Below are 14,476 nucleotides of genomic sequence, written 5' to 3' on the forward strand. Positions count from 1 at the left end.
GTGCATACTGGAAGTCCAATATGCAGCTGACAGCATTTACTGAAGAAGCGTTTCGGTACAGGCGTTTAAGTCTGACTGGCCTGAGTCACCTGCTGATTAATACAAATTTATCCAGACAGTTTTAAGGAAATGAGATGACTACAATCAATAAAGCCGGATCACAAGCGTCAATGGTGGGTCCTGAAGACTGGTTTACCGGCACGGTTCGCATTGATCCCATGTTTGCAGCCGATGAAAACGCGCGAGCCAGCGCTGGCCATGTCACTTTTGAGCCCGGAGCCCGCACTGCCTGGCATACGCACCCACTGGGTCAGCGCCTGATTGTAACGTCCGGCTTTGGTTACGTACAAACCTGGGGGGAGCCGGCACGCGAAATTCGTGCTGGCGATGTGGTCTGCATCCCGGCCGATGAAAAGCACTGGCATGGCGCCAGCGCGACTACCGCAATGACGCATATTGCCATTCAGGAAGCACATGATGGCAGTGTTGTTGAATGGCTGGAAAAAGTCTCTGACCAGCAATATGGAGATACTGAATGAGTAATAACATCACTGGCAAAGTCGTAGTGATCACTGGTGCCAGCAGCGGGCTGGGTGAATGCACCGCGCGTACATTAAGTGCAAAAGGCGCGATAGTGGTGCTGGGCGCTCGTCGTATTGACCGACTTCAGAAACTGGTTCAGGACATTGAACGTGAGGGCGGCAAGGCGCTGGCGCTTGCAACTGATATGACTGAGAAAGCTCAGGTTGAAAAGCTGATGAAGGCAGCAGTAGATTCCTTTGGGCGCATTGATGTTCTCATTAATAATGCCGGGCTGATGCAGCAGTCGATGCTGGAAAGCCTGAAAGTTGATGAGTGGGATAATATGATTGATATCAATATCAAAGGCACTCTGTATGGGATTGCCGCCGCACTTCCCATTATGAAAGAACAGAAATTTGGTCATATCATCAATGTATCCTCCATCGCGGGCCACAAGGTGACACCTGCTGGAGTCATCTATTGTGCAACCAAGCATGCCGTTCGCGTTATCAGTGAAGGGCTGCGCGCTGAGGTGAAACCTTATAATCTGCGCACCACGATCATCTCGCCAGGTGCTGTAGACACTGAGCTTACCCATCACATCACTGAAGAGGGTGTTGCCGGGCAAATCAGGCAATTTTATGACGAACATGCGATTCCGCCATCCTCTTTTGCCAGCGCGGTAGAATTTGCCATCACTCAACCTGAAAATGTAGATATTAATGAAATCCTCTTCAGGCCAACCAGCCAGGAGATGTAGCTTAATGTTAATAAGCCTGAGTGATATATGGCTCAGGCTTAATGTTAATAAGCCTGACTGATATATGGCTCAGGCTTATTTCTCGATTCAGATCCGGCAGGTTGCTGGCTATTTAAAATTTTCTGATTTGTCAATTAATTACAGGGCCATGTTGATGAATACTCGCTACTTAGGCAATGCCAGGTTAAAGGTATCAGCCCTTGGGCTTGGATGTATGGGTTTCACACAAAGCTACCCACCTTATATATCTGACGATGAAGCTATCAAAGTTATTCGCCTCGCATTCGAGATGGGGGTGACCTTATTTGACACTGCGGAAGTTTACGGGCCCTGTACCAATGAATTGTTATTAGGTAAAGCATTAGCCCCGTTCCGTGATGATGTGGTGATAGCGACAAAGTTTGGTTTTGATTTATCGCAAGGTAATGATGCGGATGGACCAAATGGTCGTGCAATCGGCCTTTCAAGTCGTCCTGAATCAATTCGTAAAGCCGTCGAAGGTTCTCTGCAGCGCCTTGGCACCGATCATATCGATCTTTACTATCAGCATCGTGTTGATCCTGCTGTGCCGATTGAAGACGTAGCGGGAACCCTGGGGGATTTGATTACTGAAGGAAAAGTGATTCACTGGGGGCTTTCTGAGGCATCAGAAGAGACCATACGGCGTGCACATGCAGTACAACCGCTGGCCGCAGTACAAAGTGAGTATTCAATGTGGTATCGGCAGCCTGAAGAGAAAATTTTACCTGCTTTGAGGGAGTTAGGGATTGGTTTCGTACCTTTTAGCCCGTTAGGTAAAGCCATTCTCACCGGACGTTTTGACGCAAAAGCCACCTTTGATGCCAGTGATTTCAGAAGCCAGATTGCGCGCTTCTCTCCGGATAATCTCCGCCAGAATCTGCAGTTGGTCGACTACCTCAAACTGCTGGCTGTTAAAAAAAATAGCCCCCCCGCCCAAATTGCCCTGAGCTGGTTGCTTGCTCAATATGATGGCATTGTTCCGATTCCTGGCACCAAACAGATTGGACGACTTAAAGAGAATCTGGCAAGCACAGACGTTGAATTAACTACAGATGAGCTTGCTGATATACGTAACACGCTGAACAGATTAGATATCGTGGGTGAACGCTATCCTGAATCACAGGAAAAATTAACTCAAAAATAGACATCAAATTTAGTGGGTTAATATTCATGCCTTATTGAAAGGAAGCGCAAGGCAAAAGCGTCAGCCATAACGAGCTCCTCAGAAAACAACAGAAACTATCGCTCAATACATTTTTCGTCTGGAAGCAGCCTTAATTGTTTTGATGGATACAGTGCTGGGTAAGCGATGGGATGGCGGGGCATGTGAAGGCATCTGTTGCCAGCTGTTAGTATGCGTCGGAGAGTGGAGTTATCCGGCAAGGTCTCATGCACTTATTGCAAGTGACAGCTAGGTGGTTGCTGGAAAAGGTGAATCCAGCCTGAAAATAGAAGACTAGGTAAACTGTAACTCAGCTACTGTGGGGGCAAATTTGGGGGCTTTTTTGTCGCATGGATAAATAAATGCTTTTTATTTCAATCTACTGCATAACGATTAAAGTCCCGCCCCGGGCACCATATAAAAGCAGAACTAAATCAATGTGTTATGTTGGTTTAGCAGAGCCACCCAGCGGGTGGCTTTGTGCTTTTAAGGTGCTTTCATAATATCCCTTCATAATATCTTCAGGCTATTACTGCCCCCCAACAACCGGAACTACAGCGATTTTTCGATTGTATCTGGCAGTTTGTTCAACATTCTTATGTCCAGATATAGCCTGCTTGTCGTATATCGTTCCAGTAAGATCAGATATGCCTTTTGCTTTGAGGTCATGGAACGTGAAGTTAAAGTCTATATCCGGGAATTGTTCCTTGGCATCTTGCTTCGCTTTCATCCAACGACTGTTAAAGCCATCCCTTGTATACTTCGAGCCTGATTGTTGGTGCATCACGTAAATAGTACTCGTGCCTTTGTTAAGAGGCAGGGCGCTGGCCAATTTGATGGCGGCTTCAAGTCGAGGACTCCAGCCCTTTATCTGCGCAACGCTGGTTTTGCTTTGCTTGATCAGTATGCCTTCTTCCATGAACTGACTTTTTTTCATTTCCAATACGTCAGCCTGGCGGGCGCAGCAAAGGTAAGCCAATTCCATCGCAATTTGCACTATAGGCGGGGCGATACTAAACAGGGCATTATACTCAGCATTTGTTACGTACCGATCGCGTGCCACTTCTTTAAACTGCTTTACCCCCTTCGATGGATTCCCCTTCACCATGCCTCTTTCATAGCCCCAGCGGTACACACGGGAAATGAATGCCTTCTCCCTGTTAGCCTGGGTTCGACTTTTCACTCCGCGTTTATCCATATATTTGCGAATGTGTTCTGGCTTTATTGAGTCAGGGTGCATTTTCCCAAACACAGAAAGAACTTTTAACGAATATTTTCGATAGTCCTTTTGCGTTTCAACTGACAATTCGAAGAAGTCAGCAGAGCTAAAGAACTTTTCTGCTAATCCTTCGAAAGCATCTTCATTCTTACGATCGTTAATCAGCGCTTCGTATGCCGCCCATACTTGCGACTGGCTGGATTCAAAGCCACATAGGCGGATTGCTCCACCGTTCTTTGGCTTAAATTCAAATGCAGACCTTCCGCGATAAACGCGCGGAGGCATCCAGACATCTTCTTTATTCGACCGATTACGTGCCATTAGTTATCTAAAGCTCCGAAGTTTGGCTCGGGACAGTCAGCCACAATCATTTTCCTGAATGAGAGCGGGTTATTGAAGTGGCCCCATGTTGTTCGTGGGCGACCATCCCGGCGAGTTATAAAGAATATTCCCGCATCGCGAAGGCTTGAGCATTGCTTTGAGGGGATTTTATAACTGTCAACGACGGGTAAAAAGTGATCCATCTACATCTCCACCGACGGTCTAATATTGATCCACCGTTTTACTCAGGATTAGCTTCAGCGATAACCCCGGCTTTTCGTTTTTGTTTCAGTCGATAGCTCTCTCCTTTTATTTGAACAACGTGTGAGTGATGTAAGATTCGGTCCAGCATTGCGGATGTCAGTGCTGCATCCCCGGCGAACGTCTGATCCCACTGTCCGAACGGCAGGTTGGATGTCAGGATCATCGCGCTCTTTTCGTAACGTTTGGCTATAACCTGGAAGAACAGCTTTGCCTCTTCCTGGCTGAACGGCAGATAACCTATTTCATCGATGATGAGCAGCTTCGGTGCCATTACGCCACGGTGGAGCGTTGTTTTATAGCGGCCCTGCCGTTGCGCGGTGGACAACTGAAGCAACAGATCCGCCGCCGTTGTAAAGCGAACCTTGATACCCGCACGTACCGCTTCGTAGCCCATTGCTATTGCCAGATGCGTTTTCCCCACGCCGGATGGCCCCAGCAACACGATGTTTTCGTTGCGTTCAATGAAGCTCAGGGAACGCAGTGACTGGATTTGCTTCTGCGGAGCACCTGTCGCGAAGGTGAAGTCATACTCTTCGAACGTTTTCACCGCCGGGAAGGCCGCCATTCGGGTATACATCGCCTGTTTACGCTGATGACGGGCCAGTTTCTCCTCATGCAGCAGATGCTCCAGGAAGTCCATATAGCTCCATTCCTGGTCCACTGCCTGTTGCGACAGGGCTGGCGCTGCGCTGATAAGACTGTCCAGCTGGAGCTGTTCGGCAAGCACCATCAGCCGTTGATGTTGCAGCCCGACCATCATGCGGCTCCTCTGCAGAACGTATCATAGACAGACAGTGGATGATGCAATGGCTGCCTGTCGAAGGTTACCAGGCTTTCGTCAACCTGCACGTCATACTGTTTTTTCTCAGGCGGCAGGGCCAGCATAGACTGCTGTTCCTCCACCCAGCGATCACAGGGACGAGCCTTGATGGTTTCTGCTTCCGTTGATTGGCCACATCGTAGAGCCATCGCAGGCTATAGCGGTTTGCTGTTTCAACGTCAACGGTGATCCCCATCGGACGCAGGCGCGTCATTAACGGGATGTAGAAGCTGTTGCGGGTGTACTGCACCATTCGCTCCACTTTGCCTTTTGTCTGTGCCCTGAAGGGACGACACAGCCGGGGTTAGAAGCCCATCTCTTTGCCGAACTGCCACAGGGACGGATTGAACCGGTGCTGGCCGGTCTGGTACGCATCACGCTGGAGAACCACCGTTTTCATATTGTCGTACAGCACTTCACGCGGTACACCACCGAAGAGGCTGAACGCATTACGGTGACACTTTTCCAGCGTGTCATAGTTCATATTGTCGGTGAACTCGATGTACAGCATTCTGCTGTACCCCAGAACGGCAACGAACGCATGAAGCGGTGATTTGCCGTTACGCATGGCGCCCCAGTCGACCTGCATCTGCCGTCCGGGCTCTGTTTCGAAGCGAACCACAGGTTCTGGCTCCTGCGGTGTGGACAGTGAGCGTATGAACTCCCTCAGGATAGTCATGCCGCCACGATAGCCCTGCTCCGTGATCTCGCGGGCGATAACCGTCGCAGGAATTTTATAAGGATGGGCATCAGCGATACGCTGACGAATGTAATTCCGGTATTCATCCAGAAGTGAGGTGACGACGGGACGTGGCGTATATTTTGGTATCTCAGACTGCGCCCGCAGATAACGTTTTACGGTGTTACGGGAGATGCCCAGTTCCCTGGCGATCGCCCGACTGCTCAGACCCTGCTTGTGCAGGATTTTAATTTCCATAACTGTCTCAAAAGTGACCATAAGCTCTCCCTGTTCAGGAGAGCAGATTAACCCCTGGATCAGATTTCAGGCGTCGGATATGGATCACTTTCGCACCGTTAGTGACAAAATCAGACAACAACTATAAAGTTTGTGCCTGGCTCTGCCGATATCATCCGATATATTTTCAATCTGGAACAGAAAGCCCATGCTTTTAGATTCAACTTATCATCGACTTACTGCACTCTTCACTGTTATTTTACTGACAGGATGCTCTACCTTGCTGCCCCTGGATTACAGAGATTATGAAGGCAAGGATGCCGCTACAGTTGTCATAAAAAATCCAAAAGGTTTTGTTGGTACTTTCTATCTCTCTATCTATGAAAAGAAAGGTGCGTGCTTTGACAGAGCTGAACGTTACGAACTGGATTCAAATATACTTCCCTCAGAAGGGCGAGTTCTGACAGGGAAAGTTCAGCCAGGACGTCTAATGGCTTTTCAGCGACTCACTACCACAGGATCGTTGGGTGACGGAACACAGGAGTACAACAGAGAGGGATATATAGAATCGAGGTGGGTTTCATTCATCCCGCAACCTGGAAAACACTATTTTCTTGACCCTTACTATGGTGTGAGAGAAATCCCATCTGACTATACCGTAACCGTCTATACGGAACCGGCTAAATTATTTTCTGAATTTAAAACGCCAGTGGAGCCAAACTGGGATGCCACAAACCGTTGTAAGCACCTTATCGGCGGTAGTTAATGTCTGAGGTAGTTTGGTGCCAAGAGCGGAAGTAGCACACGCACCTTCACCGTACAGTAAACAGCGATCCGGAAATTAAGCGATCAGAGTTTGTCAGACACATTGCTGAACAGGTAATTCGTGTTAAATATGTAGGCAAACTGATTAAAAAGTAGCGCAGCCATGGCAGTCCTTTTGTCAGGGTGGGTTTTCCCGATAATACTGACAAGCCTACGACTTCGATGTTCGATTAGAGGTAGTCGAGTTCTGGCACCTATATCAAAACGTACAGATTGAATGTTACCTTAGCCCCTTTAAAACATACCTAACGTAATTAACTGTAATCTGAAGTGATATTATTCGGTAAGCGTCAGCTCAGCACCGTCTGGTTTACTTCGTCAGGCTCTGTAGTTTAGGCGTCCACTTATTTTTTTGCAGGTGGACACCTCCGTGAGTACTGAAGAACGACGTTCCCGTCAGCATTATTCCCCTGAACTGAAGCTTAAACTGGTCAAAATGGCACTGAAAGCCAGCGAAGAAGGCAGAAGTGTGGCCGGACTTGCACGTGAATACGGCATTAATGACAATCTGCTCTTTAAATGGATGCGCCTCTGGCAGAGCGAAGGTCGGATATCGCGGCCGCGACGCAAGTACCGGAAAGCTGCATCTCCCGCTCTTTTGCCCGTACAGATAACCCCGCAGCCGCGGGTCTCACCACCCATTATCCCGACAGCCGGGGTGTAGTGGCACAGTAAATTTGGCCACCTGATTAAAGGTGATATTCTCACCCTAACCATTAAACAGGTGACAGAATGACAACGAAAATAAAGCGGACTTTCTCTGCGGAATTTAAACTTGAATGCGCTCAGCTCATCGTCGATCAGGGCTATACATACCGTGCAGCAAGTGAAGCAATGATTGTCAGCTCATCTGCTCTCGAATCATGGGCAAAACAACTTCGGCAGGAGCGTGAAGGCCTCACACCAAAAGCCTCACCGCTCACCGCTGAGCAGCAGCGTATTCGTGAGCTGGAAAAACAAGTCCGTCTCCTGGAGGAACATAATACTATATTAAAAAAGGCTACCGCTCTCTTGATGTCAGACTCCCTGAACAGTTCTCGCTAGTTGAAAAACTCAGGAAAAGTCATACCGTTAGCCGCCTCTGTGACGTGTTCGAAATACACCGCAGTAGTTACAAATACTGGGCAAAAAAACGGCATATCATCAACCCGGAGCGGGTCAGACTTTATAGCGAAGTTCGTCGTGTTCACCGCCTCAGCAACGGTTCTGCCGGAGCCAGAACACTCGCGGGCATCATCACCCTCGGGGGGCTGCCATTAAGCCGTTATCGGGCCAGCAGGATAATGAAAATACTGGGGCTGAGCAGTTGTCAGCCGGGGAAACACGCATACAGGAAAGTCGCTCAGGAACATATAAACCTGCCAAATACGCTGGCCCGTCAGTTTACCGTAACGGAGCCTGATCAGGTCTGGTGCGGCGACATCACTTATATCTGGACAAGTCAGAACTGGCGCTATCTGGCAGTTGTGATGGATCTGTTTGCCCGTAAACCTGTTGGCTGGGTAATGTCAGCGGTTGCGGATACGGGCCTGGTCATCAAAGCACTGGAAATGGCCTGGGAAAGCCGGAATAAGCCAGCCGGAGTGATGTTCCATTCGGATCAGGGAAGCCAATATACAAGCCTGAAGTTCCGGCAGCTGCTGTGGAAAAGGCAGATAAAGCAAAGCGTCAGCCGGAAAGGAAACTGCTGGGATACTCATTCTAATATACTTTCAAATACCGGAAGGTGGATACAGCGATCCAATGACAGCACAACGCGAAGTCAGTCGATATATAACGGGTTACTACAACGTATTCAGGCCTCATCAGTACAATGGCGGGCTGACGCCTGATGAGTCAGAGAGAAGATACTGGATAACACATAAAACCGTGGCCAGTTTTACTTGACCACTACAGAACCAAGACCATGAGCACTATGGAAAAAATCCCTTTCATTACACGCACCCTTTTATAATCAGATCCGTGATTTTTAACTGCCCGGACATGTAAAATATTCCCGGCCCGGTTTAAAAAAAGAGCCGCAGAGCTGCGGCCATCAGATTCAGAAAAGCCCAGTTACAGGGATATCAGGCTCCGCAAATACTGAAATGAAAAAATATTAATATGACTCTCGGAAATACGGGAAAATCCGGATTGCCGGAATGCAGTCACTCATTTTTGTTTGTTGTTATATTATTCCCCTGTTGCTGGCGTCATGGCTTAAAATTCATCTAAATCAGGCCGGTTATTCCGGCGTCACAGAAGGGATCATGAAGCGACCTTTGTAAATCGTATAATAAAAGGGAAGAACAGGGACGATATTCCGGCCGCCATGATTAACTCTGAAACGCGCAAGTCAGCAAACAGGGCCCCTACAAACAGCACCGAGCCCAGAGTCACGGCGCAGCCGGCATCTCTCATAACAGAGACCCGATTCAGCTTTTCATTAGATTTGAGTGTGCCGGAAAGAAAACCGGCAAAACAGATCAGAACCGTCATCAGCAAAATATAAATCCCGTGCATGCTTCTTAAACCCAGAGAAAATCAACCTAAAACAGATACCCAAAAAACAGGATAAATAATAGCAAGATTTACTGAGGTGCATAGGTAAAAATTACCAATTAATACAGGTAATTTTTACCTGAAAATGAGCATCAGCGGGCGGAATGAAAAACATGCCCAGTACTGCAACATTGCAATAAGAAAAAAATCAATGAACTAATCAGCATCGTCGTTTTTTAAAGCCGGGCTGGTTTTCATCATAATACTCTGCGGAAGATGCCGGTAAAAATATTTTATTCAAAAAACCATAAATTATTTTTGATGGTTACTTCCGGGTTTCAATACATCCGTTGCACCGGGCGTTCTGTTTTACGGCTGGCGCGAAATTGCACACCGGCAATACTTTTATAAAATTTAATGGTATTTCGCGGCGCGGGTGATAATGATGATGAAGGTTGTCAGTTCGGAAGAACCAACCTGCGACACTGATGTCGTATTCCGTAACGGCGTAATCAACCGCAGACAAGCGGCCGTTTAATCCACTATTACCATACGGAAACGCCAATGAAAGAAGTTTGTCTTTTTATCAATATAATAATAACTTCCGGATGTGCTTTATCTGATAAGACATCCCGGCCCGTGGTTCAGAATCCTGTTTCTCAGGAGACTGTTGTTTCAGACAGCAGTCTGACGTCGGAACATGAAAAATTTCTCGGTTATATGCGGGCAGAACTTCAAATCACGGAAGAGCTTACGCAGTCATGCAGGCTGGCAGCGGAAGGTAAAAAAGTGAAAGCCCTTGAAACTTTAAAGAGAATCGACTGGAGAAAATCGGAGGTTAAAGTTTCGAAACCAGGAATCGACTACGACGGAATTATCGATTTCTTTTTACGGCGCACGGATTTCAGTAAAGATTCGTGCCGGGATTACGCGAGCGTTTTATACAGGGATTCCGTATAATCAATTAACGCTCAGAACCCGGCACCAGACTTGTTACACTCATTAAAATCAATATTATATCCACTGACTACAGTAGTCCGTGGATATCTGAGTCTCCCGCAGGGCGTATAAATTTAATCGGGCATTGCCCCGGTCCTGATGGTCACGCTTATATTATTGTAATTAATGATGTTACGGAACCCGTCCTCCCTGTAACGTGGCTCCTGTGAAGGCTGACGGCCACTCGTTAAGCGGATTTTTATTCTTCCGTACAGTCATATCCACTGGAGTTTGCCTTTATTCTTCAACTTGTTCAGGTCACCTGAATTACCTTTACTTTAAGATGCATGCCTCATCTGTCACCGGGCACTTGCTGCGCTCCCGGGGTGAGACAGCAAAAGCACTGCATAATTTCTTACCAGTCAGAAAATAACGCTGCGCTATTCTAACCTATACCAAAGTGCAGTACCCTGTTCCTGCTTTAAAAGGCAGTCCTGGCATACCTCTATTAAGTCACCCTTATGATTCGGGTAAAAAATACACTGTTCCGGGGCCCTGCCTGCACTTATTTTAGCCACTGTATGATGCAAAATAACCTACGTTAAATGAGGGAACGTTATGGATACGCCGGAAAACAAATCACACACAATCATTAGCGGTAAAAATATTATTCCTGAAATCAATGTACCGGATATTATGAGGAACAGTTTCGACCGGATGTCTGAACCTTACTCGGTCGTCAATTGCGAGTCCCGATATATTTACGCTAATCTGGCACTCGCCAGGCTTGTCGGGTTTAACACCCCTGATGGTCTGATAGGTAAGCTCTATTCTGAAGTTCAGGCCAGAATATTTGATAATGAAAAATCACTCAATGCATGGTGGGAGCAGGACAAACAGGTTATTAACAATCCGGAAAAGTCATTAAAAATGCTGGAAATACATCCTGAAGCGGCAATATCACCTTTCACCGTTGAGAAAATACCTTTATTTGAAGATAACAAAGTAGTGGGGCTTATACATCATAACAGGTACGTGGAGGTTTTAAAGCCCAATGATTTCATTAGAGGCAGAAAACCCGGTTCGTTATTGCTTACTATTCCCGATAACGATTTCAATGAGAAAGAATGTGAAATTATATTTCTTAAGCTCCAGGGGATCACGTGCAGACAAATGGCAAATATGCTGAACCGCTCACGCCGGACAATCGAAAACAGGTTGCAAAGCATCTATGACAAAATGGGTGTCAGTAATTATGAGGATTTTACCCACTACTGTGAGGGCAAAAACCTTGACCGTTATCTTCCCAGAAGATATCTGGATCCGCAAAGGGTCATCTTCGGGTGATAAACCCCCTGTATTACCAGGAGGCAGGCCCGGTAAACTCAGTATTTTACCGGGCCGCTTACATATTTTATATTCACATTCTTCCCACACCGCCCGCCCGGCAGCTCTCTGCGGCGGGCCTGACCGGTAGCGCATGAGGGAAGGATCCCACTCAGACGAGCTATTAGCTGGTTGTACAAACTTCCAGCTCAGGATTTAAACAGCCCTTTGCGTGCGGCCTTCATGGAACTCTGGATGCCTTTATGTGCCAGCTGGCAATTGTGATTGTATGGCGCTGGATCAGCCAGCGCACTCCATTTTGAAACGCTTTACTGTGCTGCAAAGAAATACCTCTTACCTCGTCAACGGATGATGATCACTTTCCGGTCACTTTCACGCGGAAAAGAAAGAAATACACATAAATTCAGCATATGCCCGATAAATAAATATGCCAGGCATCTGCATATACTTAGCATATCTGTAAGGATATCCCCGACATGAGGTAAAACCATGCGAACCGTATCTGTATTCAAATACGGCAATAACCGCGCCATCCGTCTGCCCCGCGATCTGGACTTTAGCGGTGTCAGCGCGCTGGAGATCGTCCGCGAAGGTGACACCATCATCCTGCGCCCAGTCCGGCCCACCTGGCGCTCGTTCAGCCAGCTGGAAAGAGCCGACGCGGACTTTATGGCAGAGCGCGGGGATGTTGTCAGTGATGAAGGAAGATTTGACCTGTGAACAAAACGTACATGCTGGAGACCTGTATCTGCTTCTACATCATGCGTGAGCAGCCGGAAGCTGTCCTGAACCGTCTGGAGCAGGCGGTGCTGCTTAACCACCGCATCGTTGTGTCGGCTATCACCTGCGCCGGGATGCGTTTCGGGGCGATCAAAAAAAGCCTCCCCGCGTCACGCGCAGCTGGGTGACGCGTTCCGCGCCCGACTTGACGCCGTCCTGCCCTGGGATCGGGCCGCGGTGGACGCGACCACAGAAATCAAAGCCGCACTGACCGCTGCCGGCACGCCTGGTGGCCCGAACGACACGCCCATTGCCGGACATGCCGTTGCCGCCTGCGCCGTTCTGGTGACAAATAATGTGAGGGAGTTTGCGCGCGTACCGGGCCTGAAGCTGGAAGACTGGAGCCGATGACAGCCTGTCACGATATGACCGGGACAATATCCGGGCAATACCCCCCTGGGGGGTATTCCAGCTCAGCCGATCTGGCAATAATTTCTGTCTGAATATGCGTTGAAATCCGCGTCATTTAGGGAGCAATTGGGGGGCTGGCTGGTAAGGTGCTGTAGCCCCTGAATTCAGTACAACCCGCCAGACTATACTCAGAGACTCAGAGCTTTAAAGGCCTCGCTTTAAATTAGGTCAATGGTCTGTAACAGGGCAGCAAATCGCTGCCCTGTTACAGACTGGATTAACTGAGGTCGCGTCCGTTAGAAGCAATGACTTTCTGATACCAACTAAAACTCTTCTTACGGGAACGTTTAAGCGTTCCATTACCCACATCATCCTGATCAACATAAATAAAGCCGTAGCGCTTGGACATCTGCGACGTACTGGCGCTAATCATATCAATCGGTCCCCACCAGGTATAACCAAACAGGTCGACCCCATCGCTGATGGCTTCATTCATCTGTTTGATGTGCAGGCGCAGATAGTCGATGCGGTAATCATCCTGCACAATGCCATTCTCATCCGGGATGTCCATTGCACCCAGACCGTTTTCGGCAACGAACAGCGGCTTCTGATAGCGATCGTAGAGCTGGTTTAGCGCAAGACGAAGCCCTTTAGGATCGATTTGCCAGCCCCAGTCGCTTTCCGGCAGATGCGGATTACGGATACCACCAGTAATAAGATTACCCTGAACGCCTTCCAGCTTCTCAGGATGAGCACTGATGGTGCTAGACATGTAATAGCTGAATGACACGAAATCGACCGGATACTGGCGCAGGATTTCATCATCACCTCGCTCTTTTATCAGCTTCACTCCTTTAGCAGCGAACATACGATCGCTCCATGCCGGATAAGCTCCACGCGCCTGAATATCACTGAAGAATAACGATACTCGCTGCGCTTCTTCACAGGCCTGGAGGTCGTCAGGATGGCAGGTATGCGGATAAAGTATCTGATAGCTGATCATGCAACCTACCTGCGAGCCCGGAATGGTTTCGTGGCAGGCTTTGGTTGCCAGTGCGCTGGCAACAAACTGGTGATGCGCTCCCTGATATTTTGCTTGTTCAAGGTCGGGATGATTCTCTTCTATGACGCCAACACTGACGTACGGATGGTGCTTGACGCAGTTGATTTCGTTGAACGTCATCCAGTATTTCACCTTGCTGCGATATCGCTGGAAAACCGTTGTGGCAAACTGCAGATAGAAATCGATTACCTGGCGGTTGGTCCAGCCACCGTATTCGGTAACCAGCGTCAGTGGCATCTCATAATGGGAAAGAGAAACAACGGGTTCTATGTTGTGACGGCGCAACGTATCAAACACGCGGTCGTAAAATGCCAGACCCGCTTCATTAGGTTTGGTTTCATCTCCGCGCGGGTAGATGCGCGTCCATGCAATTGACATGCGGAAGCATTTAAATCCCATCTCCGCGAACATTGCGATGTCTTCTTCATAATGATGATAGAAATCGTTACCCCGGCGTTTAGGATAGTATTTTTTACTGTGAGGATCCTGCGCTTCAGCTACTTGCGCGTGCGTCATGCCAGCCCACTGATCGAGCCAACGTTCTTTGGGTGCCTGGCTGTCAAAGATAAACACGTCAGACGCAGATAATCCTTTACCGTCAGCGTCAAAAGCCCCTTCAAGCTGGTTAGCCGCAGTGGCACCACCCCACAAAAAATTCTCCGGAAACGATTTTGTAAAAGTCATT

At 48.2% G+C, this 14,476-nt stretch carries 13 protein-coding genes and 3 pseudogenes; 10 read left to right on the forward strand and 6 right to left on the reverse strand.

Translation table 11 applies throughout. The annotated features are described in order from the left end of the window. Nucleotides 1-134: 134 nt before the first annotated feature. The 3 genes from J2125_RS20180 (at nucleotide 135) to J2125_RS20190 (ending at nucleotide 2,447) form a co-directional block, all read left to right on the forward strand. On the forward strand, nucleotides 135-539 hold the full coding sequence (locus J2125_RS20180; RefSeq protein WP_209499531.1) for a (R)-mandelonitrile lyase: 405 nt from the start codon (nucleotides 135-137) through the stop codon (nucleotides 537-539). Further along, the gene (locus tag J2125_RS20185) at nucleotides 536-1,282 is read left to right on the forward strand and encodes an SDR family oxidoreductase (RefSeq protein ID WP_017801714.1); all 747 of its coding nucleotides are present in this window, start codon (nucleotides 536-538) and stop codon (nucleotides 1,280-1,282) included. The genes J2125_RS20180 and J2125_RS20185 overlap by 4 nt, the downstream gene beginning before the upstream one ends. Nucleotides 1,283-1,436: 154 nt before the next feature. Further along, nucleotides 1,437-2,447: an aldo/keto reductase gene (locus J2125_RS20190; RefSeq protein WP_026111779.1), complete on the forward strand. Its 1,011-nt coding sequence runs from the start codon at nucleotides 1,437-1,439 to the stop codon at nucleotides 2,445-2,447. Nucleotides 2,448-2,994: 547 nt separating this feature from the next. On the opposite strand, the gene J2125_RS20195 is transcribed toward J2125_RS20190, so the two are convergent. From J2125_RS20195 to istA, 4 genes and pseudogenes are all read right to left on the reverse strand, one after another. Continuing rightward, nucleotides 2,995-4,005 (reverse strand): tyrosine-type recombinase/integrase, encoded by a 1,011-nt coding sequence (locus J2125_RS20195; protein WP_026111957.1) that lies wholly within the window; start codon nucleotides 4,003-4,005, stop codon nucleotides 2,995-2,997. After that, nucleotides 4,005-4,208, reverse strand: coding sequence for a DUF4224 domain-containing protein (locus J2125_RS20200; RefSeq protein WP_071590548.1), 204 nt, complete (start codon nucleotides 4,206-4,208; stop codon nucleotides 4,005-4,007). Before J2125_RS20200 ends, J2125_RS20195 begins: the two co-directional genes overlap by 1 nt. Before the next feature lie 38 nt (nucleotides 4,209-4,246). Continuing rightward, the gene (istB, locus tag J2125_RS20205) at nucleotides 4,247-5,029 is read right to left on the reverse strand and encodes an IS21-like element ISSen3 family helper ATPase IstB (RefSeq protein WP_040462541.1); all 783 of its coding nucleotides are present in this window, start codon (nucleotides 5,027-5,029) and stop codon (nucleotides 4,247-4,249) included. After that, nucleotides 5,026-6,047: pseudogene (gene istA / locus J2125_RS20210) on the reverse strand (IS21 family transposase). Before istA ends, istB begins: the two are co-directional and overlap by 4 nt. A 166-nt stretch (nucleotides 6,048-6,213) precedes the next feature. Between istA and J2125_RS20215 the strand changes: the two are divergent. The 3 genes and pseudogenes from J2125_RS20215 to J2125_RS20225 all read left to right on the forward strand — a co-directional run bounded on the left by J2125_RS20215 (nucleotide 6,214) and on the right by J2125_RS20225 (nucleotide 8,717). After that, nucleotides 6,214-6,771: a hypothetical protein gene (locus J2125_RS20215; protein WP_026111956.1), complete on the forward strand. Its 558-nt coding sequence runs from the start codon at nucleotides 6,214-6,216 to the stop codon at nucleotides 6,769-6,771. 429 nt (nucleotides 6,772-7,200) lie between these two features. Continuing rightward, on the forward strand, nucleotides 7,201-7,494 hold the full coding sequence (locus J2125_RS20220) for a transposase (RefSeq protein WP_071590547.1): 294 nt from the start codon (nucleotides 7,201-7,203) through the stop codon (nucleotides 7,492-7,494). Between the two features lie 68 nt (nucleotides 7,495-7,562). Next, a pseudogene (locus J2125_RS20225) lies at nucleotides 7,563-8,717 on the forward strand (IS3 family transposase). A gap of 360 nt (nucleotides 8,718-9,077) precedes the next feature. Here the strand turns inward: J2125_RS20225 and J2125_RS20230 are convergent. Beyond that, nucleotides 9,078-9,332: a hypothetical protein gene (locus J2125_RS20230; protein ID WP_017802941.1), complete on the reverse strand. Its 255-nt coding sequence runs from the start codon at nucleotides 9,330-9,332 to the stop codon at nucleotides 9,078-9,080. A gap of 543 nt (nucleotides 9,333-9,875) precedes the next feature. On the opposite strand from J2125_RS20230, the gene J2125_RS20235 reads away from it, so the two are divergent. The 4 genes and pseudogenes from J2125_RS20235 (at nucleotide 9,876) to J2125_RS20250 (ending at nucleotide 12,728) form a co-directional block, all read left to right on the forward strand. Further along, a complete protein-coding gene (locus tag J2125_RS20235; protein WP_017802940.1) occupies nucleotides 9,876-10,271 on the forward strand; it encodes a hypothetical protein in 396 nt (131 codons plus the stop codon). A 597-nt stretch (nucleotides 10,272-10,868) separates the two neighbouring features. After that, nucleotides 10,869-11,597 carry a LuxR C-terminal-related transcriptional regulator gene (locus J2125_RS20240; protein WP_017802939.1) on the forward strand — a complete coding sequence of 243 codons (729 nt, stop codon included), beginning with the start codon at nucleotides 10,869-10,871 and terminating at the stop codon, nucleotides 11,595-11,597. Nucleotides 11,598-12,086: 489 nt separating this feature from the next. Further along, nucleotides 12,087-12,317 carry a type II toxin-antitoxin system VapB family antitoxin gene (vapB, locus tag J2125_RS20245; RefSeq protein ID WP_017802938.1) on the forward strand — a complete coding sequence of 77 codons (231 nt, stop codon included), beginning with the start codon at nucleotides 12,087-12,089 and terminating at the stop codon, nucleotides 12,315-12,317. Further along, nucleotides 12,314-12,728: pseudogene (locus tag J2125_RS20250) on the forward strand (type II toxin-antitoxin system VapC family toxin). The gene vapB and the pseudogene J2125_RS20250 overlap by 4 nt, the downstream one beginning before the upstream one ends. A gap of 277 nt (nucleotides 12,729-13,005) precedes the next feature. Here J2125_RS20250 and J2125_RS20255 read toward each other — a convergent pair. After that, complete coding sequence (locus tag J2125_RS20255) at nucleotides 13,006-14,475, reverse strand: glycoside hydrolase family 1 protein (protein ID WP_017802937.1); 1,470 nt, start codon at nucleotides 14,473-14,475, stop codon at nucleotides 13,006-13,008. Nucleotide 14,476: the final 1 nt, after the last annotated feature.

The sequence above is a fragment of the Winslowiella toletana genome, from assembly GCF_017875465.1.
GTDB lineage: Bacteria > Pseudomonadota > Gammaproteobacteria > Enterobacterales > Enterobacteriaceae > Erwinia > Erwinia toletana.

Bases quoted from the DNA above. Each gene is read 5' to 3' on its own strand.
- J2125_RS20180 (WP_209499531.1), top strand. From the start codon at position 135: ATGACTACAATCAATAAAGCCGGATCACAAGCGTCAATGGTGGGTCCT.
- J2125_RS20185 (WP_017801714.1), top strand. From the start codon at position 536: ATGAGTAATAACATCACTGGCAAAGTCGTAGTGATCACTGGTGCCAGC.
- J2125_RS20190 (WP_026111779.1), top strand. From the start codon at position 1,437: ATGAATACTCGCTACTTAGGCAATGCCAGGTTAAAGGTATCAGCCCTT.
- J2125_RS20195 (WP_026111957.1), bottom strand. From the start codon at position 4,005: ATGGCACGTAATCGGTCGAATAAAGAAGATGTCTGGATGCCTCCGCGC.
- J2125_RS20200 (WP_071590548.1), bottom strand. From the start codon at position 4,208: ATGGATCACTTTTTACCCGTCGTTGACAGTTATAAAATCCCCTCAAAG.
- istB (WP_040462541.1), bottom strand. From the start codon at position 5,029: ATGATGGTCGGGCTGCAACATCAACGGCTGATGGTGCTTGCCGAACAG.
- J2125_RS20215 (WP_026111956.1), top strand. From the start codon at position 6,214: ATGCTTTTAGATTCAACTTATCATCGACTTACTGCACTCTTCACTGTT.
- J2125_RS20230 (WP_017802941.1), bottom strand. From the start codon at position 9,332: ATGCACGGGATTTATATTTTGCTGATGACGGTTCTGATCTGTTTTGCC.
- J2125_RS20235 (WP_017802940.1), top strand. From the start codon at position 9,876: ATGAAAGAAGTTTGTCTTTTTATCAATATAATAATAACTTCCGGATGT.
- J2125_RS20240 (WP_017802939.1), top strand. From the start codon at position 10,869: ATGGATACGCCGGAAAACAAATCACACACAATCATTAGCGGTAAAAAT.
- vapB (WP_017802938.1), top strand. From the start codon at position 12,087: ATGCGAACCGTATCTGTATTCAAATACGGCAATAACCGCGCCATCCGT.
- J2125_RS20255 (WP_017802937.1), bottom strand. From the start codon at position 14,475: ATGACTTTTACAAAATCGTTTCCGGAGAATTTTTTGTGGGGTGGTGCC.